22 protein-coding genes are annotated in these 18,251 nt (G+C 69.1%); 18 read left to right on the top strand and 4 right to left on the bottom strand.

What is annotated here, in order from left to right:
• Window positions 1–73 precede the first annotated feature (73 nt).
• From hemB to EIZ44_RS39950, 8 genes are all read left to right on the top strand, one after another.
• Window positions 74–1,045, top strand: a complete 972-nt coding sequence (gene hemB, locus EIZ44_RS39985) for a porphobilinogen synthase (RefSeq protein ID WP_134734119.1) — start codon at window positions 74–76, stop codon at window positions 1,043–1,045.
• Window positions 1,046–1,065: 20 nt separating this feature from the next.
• Window positions 1,066–1,638 carry a hypothetical protein gene (locus EIZ44_RS39980; protein WP_134663673.1) on the top strand — a complete coding sequence of 191 codons (573 nt, stop codon included), beginning with the start codon at window positions 1,066–1,068 and terminating at the stop codon, window positions 1,636–1,638.
• Complete coding sequence (gene mce1N / locus EIZ44_RS39975) at window positions 1,638–2,108, top strand: transport-regulating membrane protein Mce1N (RefSeq protein ID WP_037818844.1); 471 nt, start codon at window positions 1,638–1,640, stop codon at window positions 2,106–2,108. Before EIZ44_RS39980 ends, mce1N begins: the two co-directional genes overlap by 1 nt.
• A 49-nt stretch (window positions 2,109–2,157) precedes the next feature.
• Window positions 2,158–2,496 (top strand): hypothetical protein, encoded by a 339-nt coding sequence (locus tag EIZ44_RS39970; protein WP_037818917.1) that lies wholly within the window; start codon window positions 2,158–2,160, stop codon window positions 2,494–2,496.
• A gap of 64 nt (window positions 2,497–2,560) precedes the next feature.
• Window positions 2,561–3,808 carry an efflux RND transporter periplasmic adaptor subunit gene (locus EIZ44_RS39965; protein WP_134734118.1) on the top strand — a complete coding sequence of 416 codons (1,248 nt, stop codon included), beginning with the start codon at window positions 2,561–2,563 and terminating at the stop codon, window positions 3,806–3,808.
• A complete protein-coding gene (locus EIZ44_RS39960; protein ID WP_037818846.1) occupies window positions 3,805–4,503 on the top strand; it encodes an ABC transporter ATP-binding protein in 699 nt (232 codons plus the stop codon). Before EIZ44_RS39965 ends, EIZ44_RS39960 begins: the two co-directional genes overlap by 4 nt.
• A complete protein-coding gene (locus EIZ44_RS39955; protein WP_134734117.1) occupies window positions 4,500–5,702 on the top strand; it encodes an ABC transporter permease in 1,203 nt (400 codons plus the stop codon). The genes EIZ44_RS39960 and EIZ44_RS39955 overlap by 4 nt, the downstream gene beginning before the upstream one ends.
• A gap of 7 nt (window positions 5,703–5,709) precedes the next feature.
• On the top strand, window positions 5,710–6,243 hold the full coding sequence (locus EIZ44_RS39950; protein WP_134663677.1) for a DUF5666 domain-containing protein: 534 nt from the start codon (window positions 5,710–5,712) through the stop codon (window positions 6,241–6,243).
• Here EIZ44_RS39950 and EIZ44_RS39945 read toward each other — a convergent pair.
• Window positions 6,240–6,725: a TspO/MBR family protein gene (locus tag EIZ44_RS39945; RefSeq protein WP_370318148.1), complete on the bottom strand. Its 486-nt coding sequence runs from the start codon at window positions 6,723–6,725 to the stop codon at window positions 6,240–6,242. The genes EIZ44_RS39950 and EIZ44_RS39945 overlap by 4 nt on opposite strands.
• A 130-nt stretch (window positions 6,726–6,855) precedes the next feature.
• On the opposite strand from EIZ44_RS39945, the gene hemL reads away from it, so the two are divergent.
• The 7 genes from hemL to EIZ44_RS39910 all read left to right on the top strand — a co-directional run bounded on the left by hemL (window position 6,856) and on the right by EIZ44_RS39910 (window position 14,684).
• Window positions 6,856–8,160, top strand: coding sequence for a glutamate-1-semialdehyde 2,1-aminomutase (hemL, locus tag EIZ44_RS39940; protein ID WP_037818849.1), 1,305 nt, complete (start codon window positions 6,856–6,858; stop codon window positions 8,158–8,160).
• Window positions 8,157–8,783 (top strand): histidine phosphatase family protein, encoded by a 627-nt coding sequence (locus EIZ44_RS39935; RefSeq protein ID WP_009071997.1) that lies wholly within the window; start codon window positions 8,157–8,159, stop codon window positions 8,781–8,783. The genes hemL and EIZ44_RS39935 overlap by 4 nt, the downstream gene beginning before the upstream one ends.
• Window positions 8,780–9,361, top strand: coding sequence for a TlpA family protein disulfide reductase (locus tag EIZ44_RS39930; RefSeq protein WP_037818850.1), 582 nt, complete (start codon window positions 8,780–8,782; stop codon window positions 9,359–9,361). Before EIZ44_RS39935 ends, EIZ44_RS39930 begins: the two co-directional genes overlap by 4 nt.
• A 583-nt stretch (window positions 9,362–9,944) precedes the next feature.
• On the top strand, window positions 9,945–10,718 hold the full coding sequence (locus EIZ44_RS39925) for a cytochrome c biogenesis CcdA family protein (protein WP_134663678.1): 774 nt from the start codon (window positions 9,945–9,947) through the stop codon (window positions 10,716–10,718).
• Window positions 10,715–12,319, top strand: a complete 1,605-nt coding sequence (resB, locus tag EIZ44_RS39920) for a cytochrome c biogenesis protein ResB (protein ID WP_134734115.1) — start codon at window positions 10,715–10,717, stop codon at window positions 12,317–12,319. Before EIZ44_RS39925 ends, resB begins: the two co-directional genes overlap by 4 nt.
• A gap of 3 nt (window positions 12,320–12,322) precedes the next feature.
• Window positions 12,323–13,315, top strand: coding sequence for a c-type cytochrome biogenesis protein CcsB (gene ccsB / locus EIZ44_RS39915; RefSeq protein ID WP_134734113.1), 993 nt, complete (start codon window positions 12,323–12,325; stop codon window positions 13,313–13,315).
• An 85-nt stretch (window positions 13,316–13,400) separates the two neighbouring features.
• Window positions 13,401–14,684, top strand: a complete 1,284-nt coding sequence (locus EIZ44_RS39910) for a MinD/ParA family ATP-binding protein (RefSeq protein WP_043836155.1) — start codon at window positions 13,401–13,403, stop codon at window positions 14,682–14,684.
• A 143-nt stretch (window positions 14,685–14,827) separates the two neighbouring features.
• Here EIZ44_RS39910 and EIZ44_RS39905 read toward each other — a convergent pair whose 3' ends face one another.
• Both EIZ44_RS39905 and EIZ44_RS39900 read right to left on the bottom strand, forming a co-directional pair.
• Entirely contained in the window at window positions 14,828–15,010 is a 183-nt protein-coding gene (locus EIZ44_RS39905) for a hypothetical protein (RefSeq protein ID WP_037818857.1), read from the bottom strand.
• Window positions 15,011–15,182: 172 nt separating this feature from the next.
• Window positions 15,183–15,395: a BldC family transcriptional regulator gene (locus EIZ44_RS39900; RefSeq protein WP_009072010.1), complete on the bottom strand. Its 213-nt coding sequence runs from the start codon at window positions 15,393–15,395 to the stop codon at window positions 15,183–15,185.
• A 362-nt stretch (window positions 15,396–15,757) separates the two neighbouring features.
• Here EIZ44_RS39900 and EIZ44_RS39895 point away from each other — a divergent pair, with 362 nt between their 5' ends.
• From EIZ44_RS39895 to cds1, 3 genes are read left to right on the top strand one after another with little or no spacing between them, the layout of a single operon-like run.
• Complete coding sequence (locus EIZ44_RS39895; RefSeq protein WP_009072012.1) at window positions 15,758–16,231, top strand: Lrp/AsnC family transcriptional regulator; 474 nt, start codon at window positions 15,758–15,760, stop codon at window positions 16,229–16,231.
• A gap of 11 nt (window positions 16,232–16,242) precedes the next feature.
• Window positions 16,243–16,533, top strand: coding sequence for a DUF4229 domain-containing protein (locus tag EIZ44_RS39890; protein WP_037818858.1), 291 nt, complete (start codon window positions 16,243–16,245; stop codon window positions 16,531–16,533).
• Window positions 16,530–17,606 (top strand): L-cysteine desulfhydrase Cds1, encoded by a 1,077-nt coding sequence (gene cds1, locus EIZ44_RS39885; RefSeq protein WP_037818859.1) that lies wholly within the window; start codon window positions 16,530–16,532, stop codon window positions 17,604–17,606. Before EIZ44_RS39890 ends, cds1 begins: the two co-directional genes overlap by 4 nt.
• Here the strand turns inward: cds1 and EIZ44_RS39880 are convergent.
• Entirely contained in the window at window positions 17,584–18,231 is a 648-nt protein-coding gene (locus tag EIZ44_RS39880; RefSeq protein ID WP_205669978.1) for a TetR family transcriptional regulator, read from the bottom strand. The genes cds1 and EIZ44_RS39880 overlap by 23 nt on opposite strands.
• Window positions 18,232–18,251 lie beyond the last annotated feature (20 nt).

Here is an 18,251-nt window from a genome sequence, read left to right as displayed (position 1 = left end):
TCCTTGAGGGAATCAGATTCCCTCAAGGAGCCCTTCACGGCTTTCGGGATGAGTGCGGGAGTACCTTGGATGCGTGTTCCCTGAGCAGCGACCCCGCAGGCTTCGTACTACTCCGGCAATGCGCAGGATGGTCAGTGAGACCACGTTGCGGCCACGGCAGTTGATCCTGCCGATGTTCGTGGCCGAGGGTCTTGACGCACCGCGGCCGATTGCCAGCATGCCGGGCGTCGTTCAGCACACTCGCGACACTCTTCGCAAGGCTGCGGTCGAGGCGGTCAACGCCGGCGTCGGCGGGATCATGCTCTTCGGCGTTCCGGAGAAGCGGGACGCGCAGGGGTCCGGCGCGGTCGACGAGAACGGCATCCTCAACGTCGCGTTGCGGGATCTGCGCAGCGAACTCGGCGACTCCACCGTGCTGATGGCCGACACCTGCCTGGACGAGTTCACCGACCACGGGCACTGCGGCGTTCTCGACGCGGACGGCGTGGTCGACAACGACGCCACGCTCCGGCTGTACGCCGAAATGGGGGTCGCGCAGGCGGAAGCGGGCGCGCACGTGCTCGGGCCGAGCGGGATGATGGACGGGCAGGTCGGCGTGATCCGCCGGGCGCTCGACGAGGTCGGGCACAGCGAGACCGCCATTCTCGCCTATTCGATCAAGTACGCCAGCGCGTTCTACGGTCCCTTCCGCGAGGCCGTCGACTCCCAGCTCAAGGGCGACCGCAAGACCTACCAGCAGGACCTCGGCAACGCCCGCGAGGCGATGCGCGAGCTCGAACTCGACCTGGCCGAGGGCGCGGACATGGTCATGGTCAAGCCTGCACTGTCCTATTTGGACATCATCAAGGCGGCCGCCGACATTTCGCCGGTTCCCGTCGCGGCGTACAACATCTCCGGCGAGTACGCGATGGTCGAGGCGGCCGCGGCGAACGGCTGGATCGAGCGCGAGCGCACGGTGCTCGAGGTGCTCACCTCGATCCGCCGCGCGGGCGCGGACCTGATCCTCACCTACTGGGCGGCCGACGCCGCGACCTGGCTGGACTGAGCCCGGGTAGGGTCTTTCGGGTGGCCGAGAAGGACGAGAACACCCCGAAGCCAGCCAGCGTGACCTCGGACGATCTTTCCGGGCTCACCGACGACGAGCGCCGCAAACGCGGGCGCGCGCCGGATCCGGTGCTGCCGGGGGAGACCGCGCCGAAGGCAACGCCGCCGACGCCGGTGCACGCCGCGTTCGTGCTCGCCATCGTGGGTGCGCTGATCGTGGTGGCCGGGCAGGTCGTCACGGTCTTTCTCAAGCAGCAGCTGGTCGAGCACGCGATCGAGCAGGTTCAGCAGAGCGGCCAGAAGGTCGACGTCGCTCAGGTACAGGCCAACGCCAACACGCTCGTCTGGGCCATGCTGATCGGCTCGCTGTGCTTCGGCGCGCTGCTCGTGTTGTTCGCTTGGAAGGCCCGCGAGGGCACGCGTTCGGCACGCAGCATCGCGACGCTGCTGGCCGTGCTCGGCATCGTGTTCGAACTCGGGGTGATCCGCAGCATCTTCGCGCTCGTCTCTTCGCTGGCGCTGGTCGTCATGCTGATCCTGCTGTACCTGCCGAAGGTCGCGGACTACTTCCCGAAAGTCGGCAAGAAGCTGTAATGGCGGCCAGGACGCTGTACTCCGAGCCGGGCGTCGGCTGGTCGGCGCTGATCTGGGGCCCGCTGTTCGCGCTGCTGGGCGCGCTCGCCGAACTGGCCACCGGCGGGCCGACGCACGTCGTCGGCTGGGTGCTGATCGGCGTCGCGCTGGTCGCGCTGACCCTGCCCTGGGTTTACGCGCGGCGCCGGTTCCTTTCGCTGGAGGTCACCACCGAGGGGCTGCGGCAAGGCCGCGAGACGGTGGCCGCCGAGCGGATCGCCTCGGTGACCGACGTCGGCGCGCCGGTCGGGACGCGCGTGCTCGGCGGCGGCTGGTCGGTGCCGCGCAAGTACGACGAGTTGCCGGTCGAGCTGGACGACGGCACGGTGGTGCTCGCCTGGGCCCGCGACGTCGAAGCGCTGAAAACCGCGCTCGCGGAGCTGGCCGCGAAGAACCAACCCGAGGAGCAGGCCGATGACTCCCGGAACTGAACCCGCACGAGGGACGCGCGACGACGGCGAACCTGAAAGGCTGGATCCCGTGATCGACCTACCCCAGCCGACCGGAGCCGGGCTTTGGCCGCCGGAGGAAACCCAGCCGCAGGCGAAGCTCAACCAGCCGTGGCGCGCGTTCGTCGCGCTCGGCGAGGTCGTGGTGGCCGGATTGGCGCTGTGGGCGGCGTTCGCGCTGTGGCACGCCGGGGTCGTCACGGTCGTCACCACGGCGGGCGACGGCACGCGATTGGCCTCGGAACGGTACTTCGGCGGACATATCGCCGGGGCGCTCGGGCTCGGCACGCTGTCCGCGGTCTTGGTGGTGGACGCGGTCCGCCAATTGCTGCTCGCGGTGCGGGCGCGGCACAAAAAGAAGAAGGACTGATTACACAGCTGTCCCACAGGGAACCAACAGCTCACTGCTAAGCGGGCCCCGCAATCTTGCGGCCATGACGCGGCTGCGCACACGAACCTGGGTGGTCAACGGAGTCCTTGTCGTGCTGCTCGGCGGCGCGGCTTTCGGGATTTACCAAGCCTTTTCGCCGGCCAGTTCGACCGCGCAGGCACAAACCCGGACCACGCCGGTCCGGCGCGCGAACGTCTCCCAGACCGTTTCGGCGGCGGGCACGATCGCGAGCACGTACACCGGTGCCGCGAACTTCACGACGTCCGGCAAGGTCACGAGCATCGACGTGAAGGTCGGCGACGTCGTGAGCGCCGGGCAGAAGCTCGCCACCATCGACTCTTCCCAGGCGAGCAAACAACTTCAGGTCGCTAAGGCCAATCTCGCGGTCGCCGAGGACAACCTCACGACGGCGGAGGACAACCCGCCCGCGAACCAGACCGCGACGCAGGCGCAGAGCAGCACCACGTCGCTGCAGGCCAAAGTGGATCAAGCGCAGCTGGACGTCGACAACGCGGAATCAGCGCTCGCCGCCACGACCTTGACCGCGCCTGGTGCGGGGACGGTGACCGCGATCAACGGGACGGTCGGGCAGCAAACGGGCAGCGGGTCCAATTCCAGCAACAGTTCGGCGGCGGCGTCGTCGAGTTCCAGCTCCAGTTCCGGCTCTGGCGGGCAGTCCGGGCAGCAATCCTCGTCCAGCAGCAGCACGGGCTTTATCGACATCACCGACATGGGCAGTCTTGTCGTCAATACTTCGGTGGCGGAAATTGACGTGAGCAAGGTGAAAACCGGGCAGAAAGCCACCGTGACTTTGAATGCGACGCCGGATCAACCGTTGCAGGCGACCGTTTCCAGCATTGACCTCACGCCGACCACGAGCAGCAACGTCGTCAGTTACGGCGCGAAGCTGACGTTGGCGAATCCGCCGTCGGGGCTGCGGCCCGGACAGTCGGCGAGCGTCGTGATCACGGTCGCGGAAGCCGACGGCGTGCTGAGCGTCCCGGCCGCGGCGGTGCGGACCAGCGGGACGACGAACGTGGTCACCGTGGAGCAGAACGGGCAGCCGGTTTCGCGTCAGGTCGAGGTCGGCGTGCGCGGAGAGTCCACTGTGGAGATCAAGTCCGGGCTCAATGAGGGCGACAGCGTGGTGCTCACCGCCGCGTCGCCGACGACGTCGAGCGGCTCCAACGGCCAGCAGCGGACGGGCGGTCTCGGCGGGTTCGGCGGCGGTCAGCAGGGCGGATTCGGCGGTGGACGCCAGGGCGGCGTCGGCGGCGGGGGCCGGGGATGAAGCCGGTGATCGCGGTCTCCGGACTGCGCAAGACTTACGGCAGCGGGGAAACCGCGGTGCACGCGTTGCGCGGGGTCGATCTGCAGGTGTGGCCGGGCGAGTACGTGGCGATCATGGGCGCGTCCGGATCCGGGAAGTCGACGCTGCTGAACATGCTCGGCTGCCTCGACACGCCCACTTCCGGCCGTTACCTGCTGGACGGGTTCTCCGTCGCCGATCTGAACGAACGCCAGCTTGCCTTGCTGCGCAACCGAAAGATCGGCTTCATCTTCCAGTCCTTCAACCTCGTGCCGCGCACCAGTGCGTTGTCCAATGTGGAATTGCCGATGGTCTACAGCGGACTCAAACGAGGGGAGCGCCGCCGCCGCGCGCTCGCCGCGCTGGAGATGGTCGGGCTGACCGATCGGGCCAAACATCTGCCGAACGAACTGTCCGGCGGACAGCAGCAGCGCGTCGCGGTGGCACGGGCGCTGGTCGGCGGACCGGCGTTGCTGCTCGCCGACGAACCGACCGGAAACCTCGACCACGCAAGCACTGTCGACGTCCTCGGCGTGTTCGACCGGCTCAACGCGCTCGGCCGCACGGTCGTGGTGATCACGCACGAGGACGAGGTCGCGCGGCACGCGCACCGCGTCGTGCGGGTCAGCGACGGACGGATCGTGTCGGACGAGGTCCGCACCGGGGTGGTCGCGTGAACTTCGTGGAGATCATGCGGTTCGCGGTGCGCGGTCTCGCGTCGAACAAACTGCGTTCGGTGCTCACCACGCTCGGCATCACCATCGGGGTCGCGTCGGTGATCTTGTTGGTGGCAGTGGGAAACGGTGCTTCGGCGGCGATCACCGCGAGCATTCAGGGACTCGGCACCGACGTGGTCAACGTGTCGCCGCTTCGGGGCGGCGGGCAGTCCAGCCAGGTCCGGCCGCTCACCGTGCAGGACGCGCACGCGCTGGTCGACCCGGTGGGTGCGCCGGACGTCAAGGCGGCGGCTCCGGTGGTGAACACCAGCGCGACCGCGACGTACGGGCAGACCTCCTACGACGTGTCGAGCGTCGTCGGCACCGAACCCAGCTACTTCACCACCACGAACCGGCAGATCGCCGACGGTCAGCTGTTCAGCGCCGAGGACGTGACACAGGCGCGCAAGGTCGTCGTGCTCGGGCCGACGACCGCGCAGTCGATCTTCGGCACCGCCGAGCCGGTCGGGAAGAACGTGCTGATCAACAGCATCCAGTTCACCGTGATCGGCGTGCTGCAAACGAAGGGCAGCACCGGGCTGCAGAACGCCGACGACGTCGCGATCGCCCCGATCAGCGCGGTGCAGAACTCGCTCGCCGGCTACGGCGGGCTGAATCAGATCGCCGTGCAGGCGACCAATGCCGACGCGATCGGGCTGGCGCAGGCCGAGGTCACCGCGATCCTCGACGCCCGGCACGGCATCCAGGCCTCGGCCAATCCGGACTTCCAGATCCAGAACTCCGCGCAGCTGCTGCAGACCCGGACGTCGGCGATCCAGACGTTCACCGTGCTGCTCGGCGCGGTCGCGGCGATCTCGCTGCTGGTCGGCGGGATCGGCGTCACGAACATCATGCTCGTCACGGTCACCGAGCGGATTCGCGAGATCGGCATCCGCAAGGCGATCGGCGCGCCGCGCTCGGCGATCCTCGGCCAGTTCCTCGCCGAGGCGACCATGCTGAGCCTCTTCGGCGGGTTGCTCGGCGTGCTGATCGGGGTGGTCGGCAGCCGGTTCGCCGTCGCGGGCATCCAGCCGGTCGTGGTGCCGTCGTCGATCGCGCTCGCGTTCGCGGTGTCCGCCCTGATCGGGCTTTTCTTCGGCAGTTTCCCGGCGAACCGGGCTTCGCGGCTGCGGCCGATCGACGCCCTCCGGCACGAGTAGGAGCGTCATGTCCGCGTCGACCACCCAGCCCATCCCGACCCCGCCGGAGGAACCCGCCGCGTCGCGTCCGGAAGACCTCATCGCCGAGCCCGCCGTCCAGGGCGATCTCACTGCCGAGTTGAAGCAGGTCGCCCGGCCGTTCGGCAAGCCGACGCTGGTGCTCGCCGGGTTGCTCGTGCTGGCGCTGGCGTTCGCCGGCGGCGCTTGGACGCACGCGGCGTTCGGCTCGTCGAGCGGCTCATCCAGCGCCCGTACCGCTCCGGCGGACGGACAGCAGCAGGGCGGCGGATTCGGCGGCCGCGCGGGAGGCGGTCGCGGGACGGTCGGCACCGTAGAGAAGGTCGACGGCAGCACGGTCACGGTGAAGACCGTGCAGGGCAGCGAAGTCACAGTGTCCACTTCGGACAGTACGACGGTCGGCGTGACTCAGCCGGGCAAGCTCAGCGACCTCAAACCGGGACAGACGGTGACCGTCCAGGGGCGCACCGGCACGGACGGTTCGGTGACCGCACAGGCGATCGTGGCGCAGCCGGCCCGTTAGGGAACGTCGTTGAGCGCGATGATCGCGACGTTCAGCGCAGTCGTGTAGAGCAGCCACGCCAGGTATGGCACAAGCAACAGCGCGGCGACGCGGGACCGGCGGTAGAACAACGCGATCGTCACGATCACGGTGAAATCGAGCAGCACGATGTCCACGCACGCGACCTGCGTGGAGCCGCCCGCGAAGAACAGCGAGATCCACATCAGGTTGAACAGCAGGCCGATGCCGTACGCGGCGAAGCCCTGGTTCTCGCCGTCGGTGCGCCAATACGTCCAGCCCGCGACGGCGAGCACGATGTACAGGACCGTCCACACCGGACTGAACAGCGACGAGGGCGGGGCCCACTCCGGCAGCACGTACCGGTTGTAGGCGTCCGGCGCGGTCGTCGCCGCCAGCGCGCCTACCAGTGCGATGACGCCGACCAGCCCGAAGAACACCGCGAGCATCAGCCACGGGTTCCGGCGGTGTGTGGGCGCCGTCACGTCTCCTCCATGGCTCGCCCCGTCCATGCGCGCCCATCCTAAGAGGAGTGAGGCCGGTGTGCCGGGTGGCAATCGGGTGGCAGCTTGGGCGCCGCCGACACCCGGATGGAGGATTTGCAAGACTGGGACGGTGAGCACTGGCACCGAGCAGTCCAAAGCATGGTTCGCACGCGCCAAGGCGGCCGTTCCGGGCGGGGTGAACTCGCCGGTGCGCGCCTTCAACTCGGTCGGCGGCACGCCGCGGTTCATGGTCCGCGGCGAGGGCCCGTATCTGTGGGACGCCGACGGCAACCGCTACGTCGACCTCGTCTCCTCGTGGGGCCCGATGATCCTCGGGCACGCGCACCCGAAGGTGGTGGCCGCCGCCCGCGCGGCCGCGGAGCACGGGCTGTCCTTCGGCACGCCGACGATCGGCGAGGTCGAACTCGCCGAGGAGATCATCGGCCGGGTCGGCCCGGTCGAGCAGGTCCGGCTGGTCAACTCCGGCACCGAAGCCACGATGAGCGCCATCCGGCTCGCCCGCGGTTTCACCGGCCGCGCCAAGATCGTCAAGTTCGCCGGTTGCTACCACGGGCACGTCGACGCGCTGCTCGCCGAAGCGGGTTCCGGCGTCGCGACGCTCGGCCTGCCGACCTCGCCGGGCGTCACCGGCGCGCAGGCCGCGGACACGATTGTCTTGCCGTACAACGATCTTGACGCGCTGCGGAAGTCCTTCGCGGAGAACGAGGGCCAGATCGCCGCGGTGATCACCGAAGCGGCCGCGGGCAACATGGGCGCGGTGCCGCCGGACGCTGGCTTCAACGCCGCGTTGCGGGACATCGCGCACGAAAACGGCGCGCTGCTGATCATGGACGAAGTGATGACCGGCTTCCGCGTTTCGCGCGCTGGCTGGTTCGGCCTCGAAGGCGTGGCTGGCGACCTGTACACGTTCGGCAAGGTGATGTCGGGCGGACTGCCCGCCGCGGCGTTCGGCGGTCGCGCGGACATCATGGCGAAGCTCGCCCCCGGCGGTCCCGTCTATCAGGCAGGCACGCTGTCCGGGAACCCGGTGGCGGTCGCCGCCGGTCTCACCGCGCTGCGCGAAGCGGACGACGCTGTGTACGCGAAGCTCGACGCCAACGCGAAGCGTCTCGGCGGGCTTTTCGACAAGGCGCTCAGCGAAGCGGGCGTCACGCACACAGTGCAGTTCGCGGGCAACCTGGTGAGCGTCTTCTTCACCGACAAGCCCGTACGCAACTACGCGGACGCGCAGGCCACTGAGACGTGGCGCTTCCCGGCGTTCTTCCACGCGCTCCTCGAAGCGGGCGTGTACCCGCCGCCGAGCGCGTACGAGGCGTGGTTCGTGAACGCCGCGATGGACGACGAAGCGTTCGCTGTGATCGAAGCTGCGTTGCCCGCGGCGGCGCGCGCGGCGGCTGAGGCGGTTCGCCCATGACCACCGTCGTCCACATGCTGCGGCACGGTGAAGTCCACAACCCGGAGAAGATCCTCTACGGGCGGCTGCCGAACTTCCGGCTGTCGGAGCGCGGGCAGCGTCAGGCGCTCACCGTCGCCGAAGCGGTGGCCGGGCACGACCTCGCGTACGTCGTCGCTTCGCCCCTTCAGCGCGCGCAGGAGACCGCGGCGCCCATCGCGGGCGCGCACCGTCTCGACATCGCCACTGACGAAGGTCTCATCGAAGCGGCGAACGTCTTCGAGGGCCAGCGCGTAGCCGTGGGCGACGGCGCGCTGCGGCAGCCGAAAGCGTGGCCGCACCTGGTGAACCCGTTCAAGCCGTCATGGGGCGAGCCGTACGTCGAGATCGCACACCGCATGCTCGGCGCGGTGCACCGTGCGCGCGTAAAGGCCGAAGGGCGCGAAGCGCTGTGCGTGTCGCACCAGCTGCCGATCTGGACGCTTCGCCGCTTCTTGGAAGCGAAGCGACTGTGGCACGACCCGCGGCAGCGGCAGTGCTCGCTGGCGTCGCTCACCAGCCTCGTCTTCGACGGCGAAGAGCTGCTGGAGATCGTTTACAGCGAACCCGCGGGCACTACCGACCCCAAGGTGACCGGCGCATGAAACGGCGGCTGCTCGGGATGCTGATGGCCGCCGCGCTGGTCGTGACGGGCTGCTCGACCGGCAAGGACGCGGTCGTCTCGGGCGGCACCTTCACCTTCGTCTCGCCCGGCGGCAAGGTCGACATCAGCTACCCGGAGAACGAACGGCAGAAGGCCCCGACGCTGGCCGGCGACGACCTCATGCACGAGGGCAAACAGCTCTCGATCGAGGACTTCCCGGGCAAGGCGCTGGTGATCAACCTGTGGGGCCAGTGGTGCGGCCCGTGCCGCGCCGAAGCGCCCGAACTGGAGACCGCGAGCAAGCAGATCGCCCCGCTCGGCGCCCAGGTCATCGGCCTCGACGTCCGCGACCCGGCCCGCGACGTCGCACAGGACTTCGTCCGCGACCGCGGCCTGACGTACCCGTCGATCTGGGACCCGTCCGGCCGCGTGCTGCTGCAGCTGGCCGGGTATCCGCGCAACATCATCCCGTCGACGCTGGTGCTGGACAAACAGCACCGGGTGGCCGCGGTGTTCCTGCGGCAGGTGCTGGCTTCGGACCTGGTTCCCGTGGTGCAGCGGCTCAGTGCGGAGAAGTAGCGGGGGGAAGTAGCGCTCGCCGAACCCCGCGCTCTGCTCGGCCGGGGGCGCTCCGCTCAGCCCGGCGCTCCGCTCAGCCCGGCGCTCGCTCCGCCGCACGCTCCGCGAGAGGGCGCTCCGCTCGGCCCGGGCCCGCTCCGCTCCGCCGGGTGCTCGCTCCGCGCCGGGGAGGTCCGTGAGGGGAACCCTGACGGAATCAGATTCCGTGAGGGGAACCCTCACGACCTCTCGGTTCTGCCGCGGCGCGGACTGCGTTGCAGAGAAGCCCCCAATGCCACATTGGGTGCATGTGACGCACCCAATGTGGCGTTGGGTGCATGTGACGCACCCAATGTGGCGTTCGGTGCGTCCGACGCACCCAAAGTGGCATTGGGGGTCCCCGGCCCGAGCCGTGCAGGAGGCCGTTGCCAGCCCGGCGTCGCGCGTTCTTCTGCGGCCTGGCCTCCTCGTGAGTGCCCATGCCGGTTCTAACCGGCCTAGCCGCTCACGAGCACAGGACCAAGGTCCCACCCCCGTTGTGGCGTAGGTCCTGTGAGCGGGCCCCGCCCGCCTCACGTCCAGCTCACTGCCTACTCTCAAGTGCGTGAACTCCGTGTCCGAGCTGGCGCTCTCCGGGCCGCTGCTGCTCGCCGCGGGTGTCGCGCTGGTGGCCGGGGCCATCTCGTTCGCGTCGCCGTGCGTGGTGCCGCTCGTGCCTGGGTACCTCGCCTACCTCGCGGCTCTCGTCGGCGCAGACGCCCCGGCGGTGCGCGACGGCGAGGAGCGCAAGAAAGGCCGTTACGCCGTGCTGGGCGCGGCGGGGCTGTTCGTGCTCGGGTTCACCGTGGTGTTCGTCGCGACCATGGGCACGCTCGTCTGGCTCGCGAACACCTTGCTGGTCAACGAGGATCTGCTGCAGCGCATCGGCGGCATCCTGACCATCCTCATGAGCCTGGTCTTCATCGGCTGGATCCCGGGGCTGCAGCGCGAGGTCCGCTCGCACCGCGTGCCCGGCGGCGGGCTGTGGGGCGCGCCGGTGCTCGGCGCGGTGTTCGGGCTCGGCTGGACGCCCTGCATCGGACCGACGCTCTCGGCCGTCACCAGTCTCGCCAGCGCCACCGGCGGGGCCGCGGTTCGCGGGTACGTGCTGGTGCTCGTTTACTGCCTCGGCCTCGGCGTCCCGTTCCTGCTGATCGCGCTCGGCGCCCGCTGGGCCGTGCGCGCCACCGACTGGCTTCGCCGCAACGGCCGCCGCGTGCAGATTTTCGGCGGGGTGCTGCTGATGGTGGTCGGCATCCTGCTGGTCACCGGGCTGTGGGGGGACGTCATGGGCTGGCTCCGCAACTCCGTCGCCTCCGATCTCGAGCTGCCGCTGTGACCACTACCGAAGCGCCCCCGAAGAACCCTCAGCCGTACCGGCCGTCCGCCGCCAAGCAGTTCCTGGCTTTCCTGCGCAACACCTGGCGCGGCCTGACATCCATGCGCACCGCGCTGGTGCTGCTGTTCCTGCTGGCGCTCGCCGCGCTGCCCGGCGCGTTGCTGCCGCAGCGGCGGCTGAACGCGCCGAAGGTCGACGAGTACATCAGCGCGCACGGCTGGTGGGGGTCGCTGCTCGACAAGCTGGAGTTCTACGACGTCTACTCCAGCGTCTGGTTCTCCGCGATCTACATCCTGCTGATGATCTCGCTGATCGGCTGTCTCACGCCGCGCAGCTTCGAGTACCTCAAGCAGATGCGCGCGAAGCCGGTGCTGACGCCGCGCAATCTCGCGCGCATGCCGCACCACCGGATCGCCCGCACCGCGCGCACGCCGGAGACGATCCGCGACGACGTGCGCAAGCAGCTGTCCGGCTGGCGGCGCGTCGAGCGCGAGGAGGACGGCGGCGGGTTCAGCGTCTCGGCCGAACGCGGCTACCTGCGCGAGACCGGCAACCTGCTCTTCCACTTCGGCATGCTCGGCCTGATCATTTTCTTCGCGCTCGGCAAGCTCTACAGCTACGAGGGCCAGGTCATCGTGCAGGCCAACGGCGGCCAGTTCTGCAACTCGGGCATCTACAACTACGACTCGTTCGAAGCGGGCCTGCGCGTCGACGGCACCGACCTCGACCCGTTCTGCGTGAAGGTCAACGACTTCACCGCCCGCTACACCGCCACCAACCAGGCCGACTACTACCACTCGCACATCGAGTACCAGTCCGGCCAGGACCTGCAGACCGGTACGTGGAAGCCGTACGACCTCGAGGTCAACGAGCCGCTGCGCACCGTCGGCGACCGGGTTTACCTGCTGGGCAACGGTTATTCGCCGCAGTTCACGGTGACCTTCCCGAACGGCGAGAAGCGCACCCAGAACACCCAGTGGATGTTCACCAACCCGGCGACGATGCTGTCCGAGGGCGCGACGAAGTTCGACCAGCCCGGCGTCACCGACGAGGTCCAGCGGCGCACCAAGCAGCTCGCGATCACCGGCCTCTTCGCGCCGTCCTCGTTCATCCACGGCGGCGTCCTCACCTCGACCGCGCCGCAGCTGAACAACCCGATGGTCGCCGTCGACGTGCTGCGCGGCGACCTCGGTCTCGACGCGGGCCGCGGCCAGTCGGTGTTCTCGGTCGACCAGTCCCGCGTCCAGGACGGCAGGCTCAAGCGGGTCGCCCGCAAGAACCTCGCGGTCGGCCAGGAACTGACGCTCGACGACGGCACCAAGGTGCGCTTCGACGGCGTCAACAAGTGGGTCAACCTGCAGATCTCGCACGATCCGACGCAGGGCTACGTGCTCGGCTTCGCGATCGTGATGTTCGCCGGGCTCGGGGCGTCGCTGCTGGTCAAGCGGCGTCGCGTGTGGGTGCGGGTGCGGCCGGGCAAGGACGAGGGCGCGAGTACCGTGATCGAGGTCGCGGGGCTCGCGCGCACGGATCAAGCCGGATACGGCGAGGAATTCCAGCGGATCAGCGAACGGCTGGTCACGGGCCGGAAGGGCAGCTGAGGCATGGAAATCAACGAGACTCTCTCGCAGTACAGCGACCTGCTGTACACGACGACAGTGGCGATTTACGTGCTGGCGCTGCTGTTCACGCTCTTCGAGCAGGCGTTCGGCGCGAAGGGCCGTCTCGCCGCCGAGCGCAGCCGCAAGCGCGTGCTGGTCGGCGCGGGCGGACCCGACACCGACGACGCCGCGATCGAAAACGGCGACGTCCCGGCCGAGCCCGAGGCCCCGCGTGCGGTCGGCCGCGCGGAGCGGATCGGCCGGATGGGCGCGGCGCTGCTCGTGCTGGGCGCGCTGCTGCAGTTGTCGGCGATCGTGCTGCGCGGACTCGCGGTGCACCGCGCGCCGTGGGGCAACATGTACGAGTACGGCATGGCGGTCACCTTCATCACCGTCGTCGCGTGGCTCGTGGTGATCAAGAAGTTCCCGGTCCGCCACCTCACCGGGTTCCTGCTGCTGCCCGTCGTGATCCTGATGTTCATCAACGGCACGATGCTGTACACGGTCGCCGCGCCGGTCGTGCCCGCGCTGCAGTCGTACTGGCTTTACATCCACGTGTCCGCCGCGATCATCGGCTCCGGCGTGTTCCTGGTGCCGGGCGTGGCGAGCGTGCTGTACCTCTTCCGCACCGCGCACGACCGCAACCCGGCCAAGTTCGCCGGTTTCGGCCCGAAGCTGCCCTCCGCCGACGTCCTCGACCGGATCGCCTACCGCGCCACGATCGTGGCGTTCCCGATCTTCACTTTCGGCGTGCTGTGCGGCGCGGTGTGGGCCGAGGCCGCGTGGGGCCGGTTCTGGGGCTGGGACCCGAAGGAGACCGTCGCGTTCATCGCGTGGGTCGTTTACGCGGCATACCTGCACTCCCGCGCCACCGCGGGCTGGCGCGGGACGCGCGCGGCGGTGATCAACATCGTCGGGTTCTCGGTGACGATCTTCAACCTGTTCTTCGTCAACCTGGTTACCGCCGGACTGCATTCCTACGCCGGAGTGAGCTGAGCCGGGGGTCCACCGCCCGGACCGGGCCTCGGGCGACTACCGTCGTCGCCAGGGGCCCTTCGACGTACCCGGGAGGTTGGCAACGGTGACCGGACCCAGTGAAGAGACTGCCGGCGAACAGCAGTCCGAGCAGGCCCAGGAACCGGCTGCCATGTTCTCCGAGGAACGCACCGACTCGACGCCGCACCCCGGCACCGGGCCGTACGACGCGCAGCCGACGCAGGTCGTCGACCCGCCGCCGCAGGGCGCGTACCAGCCGCTGCCGCAGCCGGGCGGCTACCAGCCGCACTACGACCAGAACCTGCCGCCGCTGCAGCCTCCCGCGCAGCAGCACCAGCCGCAGCACGCCGCCCCGCCGGGATACCAGCAGCAGCCCGTCGCTCCTCCGGGCGTGGCTCCCGTGCCGGGCGCTCCGGCTGGGGCTCAGGGGCTGCCGCAACCGGCGTCCAGCGCGGACGAGCTGGCCACCGCGCACCTGGTCAAACAGCAGAAGCGCACGCCGCAGTCCGGCTGGCGCAAGGCGGTGTACCTGGGCAGCGGCAAGCTGCTCAACCCGGGGGAGAGCCCGGCGGACACGCGCCGGCGCGAGCTGATCGCGCGGGTCAACCAGCCGCTGCGCGGGTGCTACAAGATCGCGATGCTGAGCCTCAAGGGCGGCGTCGGCAAGACCACGACCACGACCACGCTCGGCGCGACGTTCGCGTCCCTGCGCGGCGACCGCGTGGTGGCGGTGGACGCGAACCCGGACCGCGGGACGCTGTCGCAGAAGATCGCCATCGAAACCACCGCGACCGTGCGGCACCTGCTGCGCGACGCGGACAAGATCACGCGCTACAGCGACGTCCGGTCGTACACGTCGCAGGGGTCGAGCCGGCTGGAAATCCTGGCCAGCGAACAGGATCCGGCGGTGTCGGAGGCGTTCTCCGAGAACGACTACCGGCGCACGGTGAACCTGCTCGAGCACTTCTACAACATCGTCCTCACCGACTGCGGCACCGGTTTGATGCACTCGGCGATGAAGGGCGTCCTCGACGTCGCGGACTCGCTGGTGGTGGTGTCCTCAGGTTCGGTCGACGGGGCCCGCAGCGCCTCGGCGACGCTGGACTGGCTCGAGGCGCACGGTTACGGCGACCTGGTGAAACGCTCGGTCGTGGTGATCAACTCGGTGCGCCCGAAGGGCAGTTCGGTCGACCTGGACAAGCTGGCCGCGCACTTCGGCGCGAAGGTGCGTTCGGTGTGCCGGATCCCGTTCGACGCGCACCTGGAAGAGGGCGCGGAAATCGAACTGGAGCGTCTCGGCGGGGACACCCGGCTGGCGCTGCTGGAACTGGCGGCGACCGTGGCGGACGGTTTTAACGGCAGGGCTTAACCAAGCGGCTGCGCTTGATTGACCGTGCGGGCTCCGCAACCACAACCCGAGATCGCGCCGGTTTCTGGACTGAAATCGGGAGGGACGAAACCGGCTTCCCAGCGATCTCGGCGCCCCGGCGGAGCCGGGGCAATCAAACACGCTCAGGAGTCGGTTTCGTCCGGGCGTTTGCGCTGCTGTTCGGAGAGCTTGCGCAGGAATTCGGGATCGTCGTCGGGAGCGACGGCCGGGCGGCGCTGCGGGACGCTGATCCGCTGCGCGCCGAGTGCCCGCCACAACAGAACGGCGATGGTGATCGCGCCCACCGCTGCGAGCAAAGGGATCATGCCCGGGGTCCTTCCGTCGTGCTGGCCCCCCAGATTAGCCGCAATCGGGCCGGACCGGGGGGACGGTGCGCGCGGACCCGCCCCGGAACGCGGCGAAGGGTCGTGACCGGCAAGCGATGCGGGAGGCACCCCTTGCCAGTCACGACCCTTCGGCGTGTTCGAGACCCGCGGATCAGATCTTGCGGGTCGGCTCGCTCGCGTCCGTGGTGAGCTCGGCCAGAAGGTCGTTCACCTCGGACTCGCGGAACCTGCGGTGTCCGCCCGGCGTCCGGATCGAGCCGATGCGACCCGCGGTGGCCCAGCGGGTCACGGTCTTCGGGTCCACCCGGAACAGAGCGGCCACCTCACCCGGGGTGAGCAACCGTCCGCCCATGGTTGCGGTCATTTTCCGCCTCCTTAACGCCCAACTTGCTATACCGGGGGCATCGGGCGATTTCGCCCGTCGCGCCCGGGTGGCCAACGCGGCAATCGTGGCACTTCACCCGTCGGGTACTCGAACGGTTGTCCTTGGGTAAAGAGCCCTTAAAGTGCAAAAGGGACATAACTCAGCAGATTCTCAGGATCGCTCAGCGCCCGTTCGCGCCTCGCTGACCAGGCATTTTCTGACCAGCTGCGCCGAGATTCGGGTAAAGACTGAGCAAAGGCCGCGGCTGGGCGGCGTCCGGCGTCGAGGTTGCTGTGACGCAGGAGACAATCCGGGGCCTACCGGGATGCGCCTCCCGCGCGGGCGCGCCGCATAATGAGCCGGTGGATCAGCTGGACCGGAAGATCATCGCCGAGCTGCGGGCCAACGGCCGGGCTACCTACGCCGACCTCGGCCGGACGGTGGGGCTCTCCGCGTCGTCGGTGCACGAACGCGTCGGGAAGCTCGAGGCGGCGGGCGTGATCACCGGGTACCACGCGATGGTCGACCCGAACACGGTCGGACTCGGCGTCACCGCGCTGGTCGGCATCCATCCCACCGACACCGCCACCGACGAGGACGTCGCCGCTTCGCTCGGCGAACTGCCCGAGGTCGAGAGCTGTTACGCGGTCGCGGGCGACGAGGCCTTCGTAGTAAAGGTGCGGGTTTCGACGGTCGACGAGCTGGAGCTCACTCTCGGCAGGCTGCGCCGCATCCCCGGCGTCGGCCGCACCAACACGACAGTGGTGCTCTCCACCCGGTTCGAGGGCCGCCCCAACAACGCGGGCCTGGACGAGGACCCGGCGAGCGGGGCGTAGCCTGTTTCGGTGTGAGCGAGACACCGGACCACCTTCCCCGTGACCTGACGGTGTACTTGATCGCGCGGTTCGCGCTCGTCGCGGTGGTCGCGGTCGTGCTTTCGCTGGTCGGCGTGCCGCTGCTGGTCTCTTTGCTGATCGGGCTCGTCGTCGGCCTTCCGCTCGGACTGCTGCTCCTGCGCGGGCTGAACCAGCGCGTGACGGCCGGGCTGGCCAAGCGCAACGAATCCCGTGCGCGTGCTCGTGCCCAGCTGCGTTCGCAGCTGCGCGGCGAGACCTCGGCCGACGATTCCGCGGCATGAGCAAACCGCACAGCCGCGCCTGGGTCCGCGAAGCGGTCCGGATCATCGAGGCCGACGCCAACCGCAGCGCCGACACTCACCTGCACGTTTTCCCGCTGCCCCCGGAATGGGGCATCGACCTTTACCTGAAGGACGAGTCGGTGCATCCGACCGGCTCGCTCAAGCACCGCCTCGCGCGCTCGCTGATCCTGTACGGCCTGGTCAACGGGCACATCGGCCCGGACACCGTGCTGGTCGAGGCGTCCAGCGGCTCGACCGCGGTGTCCGAGGCGTACTTCGCGCGCATGCTCGGCCTGCGGTTCGTGACCGTCGTGCCGCGGCGGACGAGCAAGGAAAAGATCGCGCTCATCGAGTTCTACGGCGGCGAGTGCCATTACGTCGACTCGGCGCCGGCGATGTACCCGGAGGCCGAGCGGCTGGCCGCCGAGTGCAACGGGCATTACCTCGACCAGTTCACCTACGCCGAGCGCGCGACGGACTGGCGCGGCAACAACAACATCGCCGAATCGGTGTTCGCGCAGATGCGCGCCGAACGCCATCCGGTGCCGTCGTGGATCGTCGTCGGCGCGGGCACCGGCGGGACGAGCGCGACGTTCGGCCGGTACGTCCGGTACAAGCGGCACACCACGAAGATCTGCGTGGTGGACCCGGAAAACTCGTCGTTCTACGGCGCGTGGGAAACCGGTGCGCCGGACTACGCGACCGGGATGCCGTCGCGGATCGAAGGCATCGGACGGCCGCGTTGCGAACCGTCGTTCGTGCCCGGCGTGATCGACGAGATGTTCCAGGTGCCCGACGCGGGTTCGCTGGCGGCGATCCGGTTGCTGCGGGACCGCACCGGGCACTGGGCGGGCGGCTCGACCGGGACCAACCTGTATGGCGCGTTCCAGCTGATCTCGCGGATGCTGGCGGACGGCCAGGCGGGTTCGGTGGTGACGCTGCTGTGCGACGGCGGGGAGCGGTACGCGAACACGTACTACTCGGACGAATGGCTCGGCGAGCAGGGGATCGACCTCGCGCCGTATCGGGCGCGGTTCGACGAGTTCCTGCTCACTGGCCGATTCGACGCCTAGCTTCCTGGTAGCCCAGCGTCAGCACGACGATCAGGCGGCGCAACCGGTCCTCGAAGTCGAGGCGGGAGCCGGCCAGGCGCGGGTCCTTGATGGCTTCTTGGACGGCTTCGTTCGGGTGCGCCAGCGGCCACATTCCCGCGGTGAACATGAAGATCGCGGACGACAGTTCTTGTGCGGTCTCCGCGGAAAGGCCTGGCAGCGCGGCGTGCAGCAGGTCGGCGGTGCGGGCGTTGTGCTTCGCCGAGCGCAGCTTGTAGTCCCGCGCGATTTCCGTGGAGACATTGCGCTCCAGCACGTTCGCCAGCACGCTGATCAGTTCGCACAGGACCGGTCGCGTCGCGAGTGAGCGGGCGAGGGTCGCGGCGACCTCCGACAGATCGCCGTCGAGGGTGAGCGAGTCGAGCCACGCGCCGCGAGCGCGGTCGAGCACCTCCAGGTAGACGGCCTCCCGCGTGGGGAAGTAGCGCGCGACGTTCGACGCCGACAGGCCTACCCGGCGGGCCAGTTCGCGCATGCTGACCTCGCTGACGGACGACTCCGTCATCAGCTGTTCGGCCACGTCGAGGATCGCCTCGCGGCGGGCTTCCACCTGCTCGGGACTGCGGGCGCGCTGGAAGTCGGTCACGCCTCGGAGTGTAACAGGAC

The sequence above is a fragment of the Amycolatopsis nivea genome (assembly GCF_004522235.1).
Classification (GTDB): Bacteria; Actinomycetota; Actinomycetes; order Mycobacteriales; family Pseudonocardiaceae; genus Amycolatopsis; species Amycolatopsis nivea.
Note: the sequence above shows the minus strand (reverse complement) of the source record. Positions and strands in the feature narration are given on the sequence as shown.

Excerpts from the sequence above, each read along its gene's own strand:
- mce1N (WP_037818844.1), top strand. The coding sequence starts at position 1,638 with ATGGCGGCCAGGACGCTGTACTCCGAGCCGGGCGTCGGCTGGTCGGCG.
- EIZ44_RS39965 (WP_134734118.1), top strand. The coding sequence starts at position 2,561 with ATGACGCGGCTGCGCACACGAACCTGGGTGGTCAACGGAGTCCTTGTC.
- EIZ44_RS39960 (WP_037818846.1), top strand. The coding sequence starts at position 3,805 with ATGAAGCCGGTGATCGCGGTCTCCGGACTGCGCAAGACTTACGGCAGC.
- EIZ44_RS39950 (WP_134663677.1), top strand. The coding sequence starts at position 5,710 with ATGTCCGCGTCGACCACCCAGCCCATCCCGACCCCGCCGGAGGAACCC.
- EIZ44_RS39935 (WP_009071997.1), top strand. The coding sequence starts at position 8,157 with ATGACCACCGTCGTCCACATGCTGCGGCACGGTGAAGTCCACAACCCG.
- EIZ44_RS39930 (WP_037818850.1), top strand. The coding sequence starts at position 8,780 with ATGAAACGGCGGCTGCTCGGGATGCTGATGGCCGCCGCGCTGGTCGTG.
- ccsB (WP_134734113.1), top strand. The coding sequence starts at position 12,323 with ATGGAAATCAACGAGACTCTCTCGCAGTACAGCGACCTGCTGTACACG.
- EIZ44_RS39905 (WP_037818857.1), bottom strand. The coding sequence starts at position 15,010 with ATGATCCCTTTGCTCGCAGCGGTGGGCGCGATCACCATCGCCGTTCTG.
- EIZ44_RS39900 (WP_009072010.1), bottom strand. The coding sequence starts at position 15,395 with ATGACCGCAACCATGGGCGGACGGTTGCTCACCCCGGGTGAGGTGGCC.
- cds1 (WP_037818859.1), top strand. The coding sequence starts at position 16,530 with ATGAGCAAACCGCACAGCCGCGCCTGGGTCCGCGAAGCGGTCCGGATC.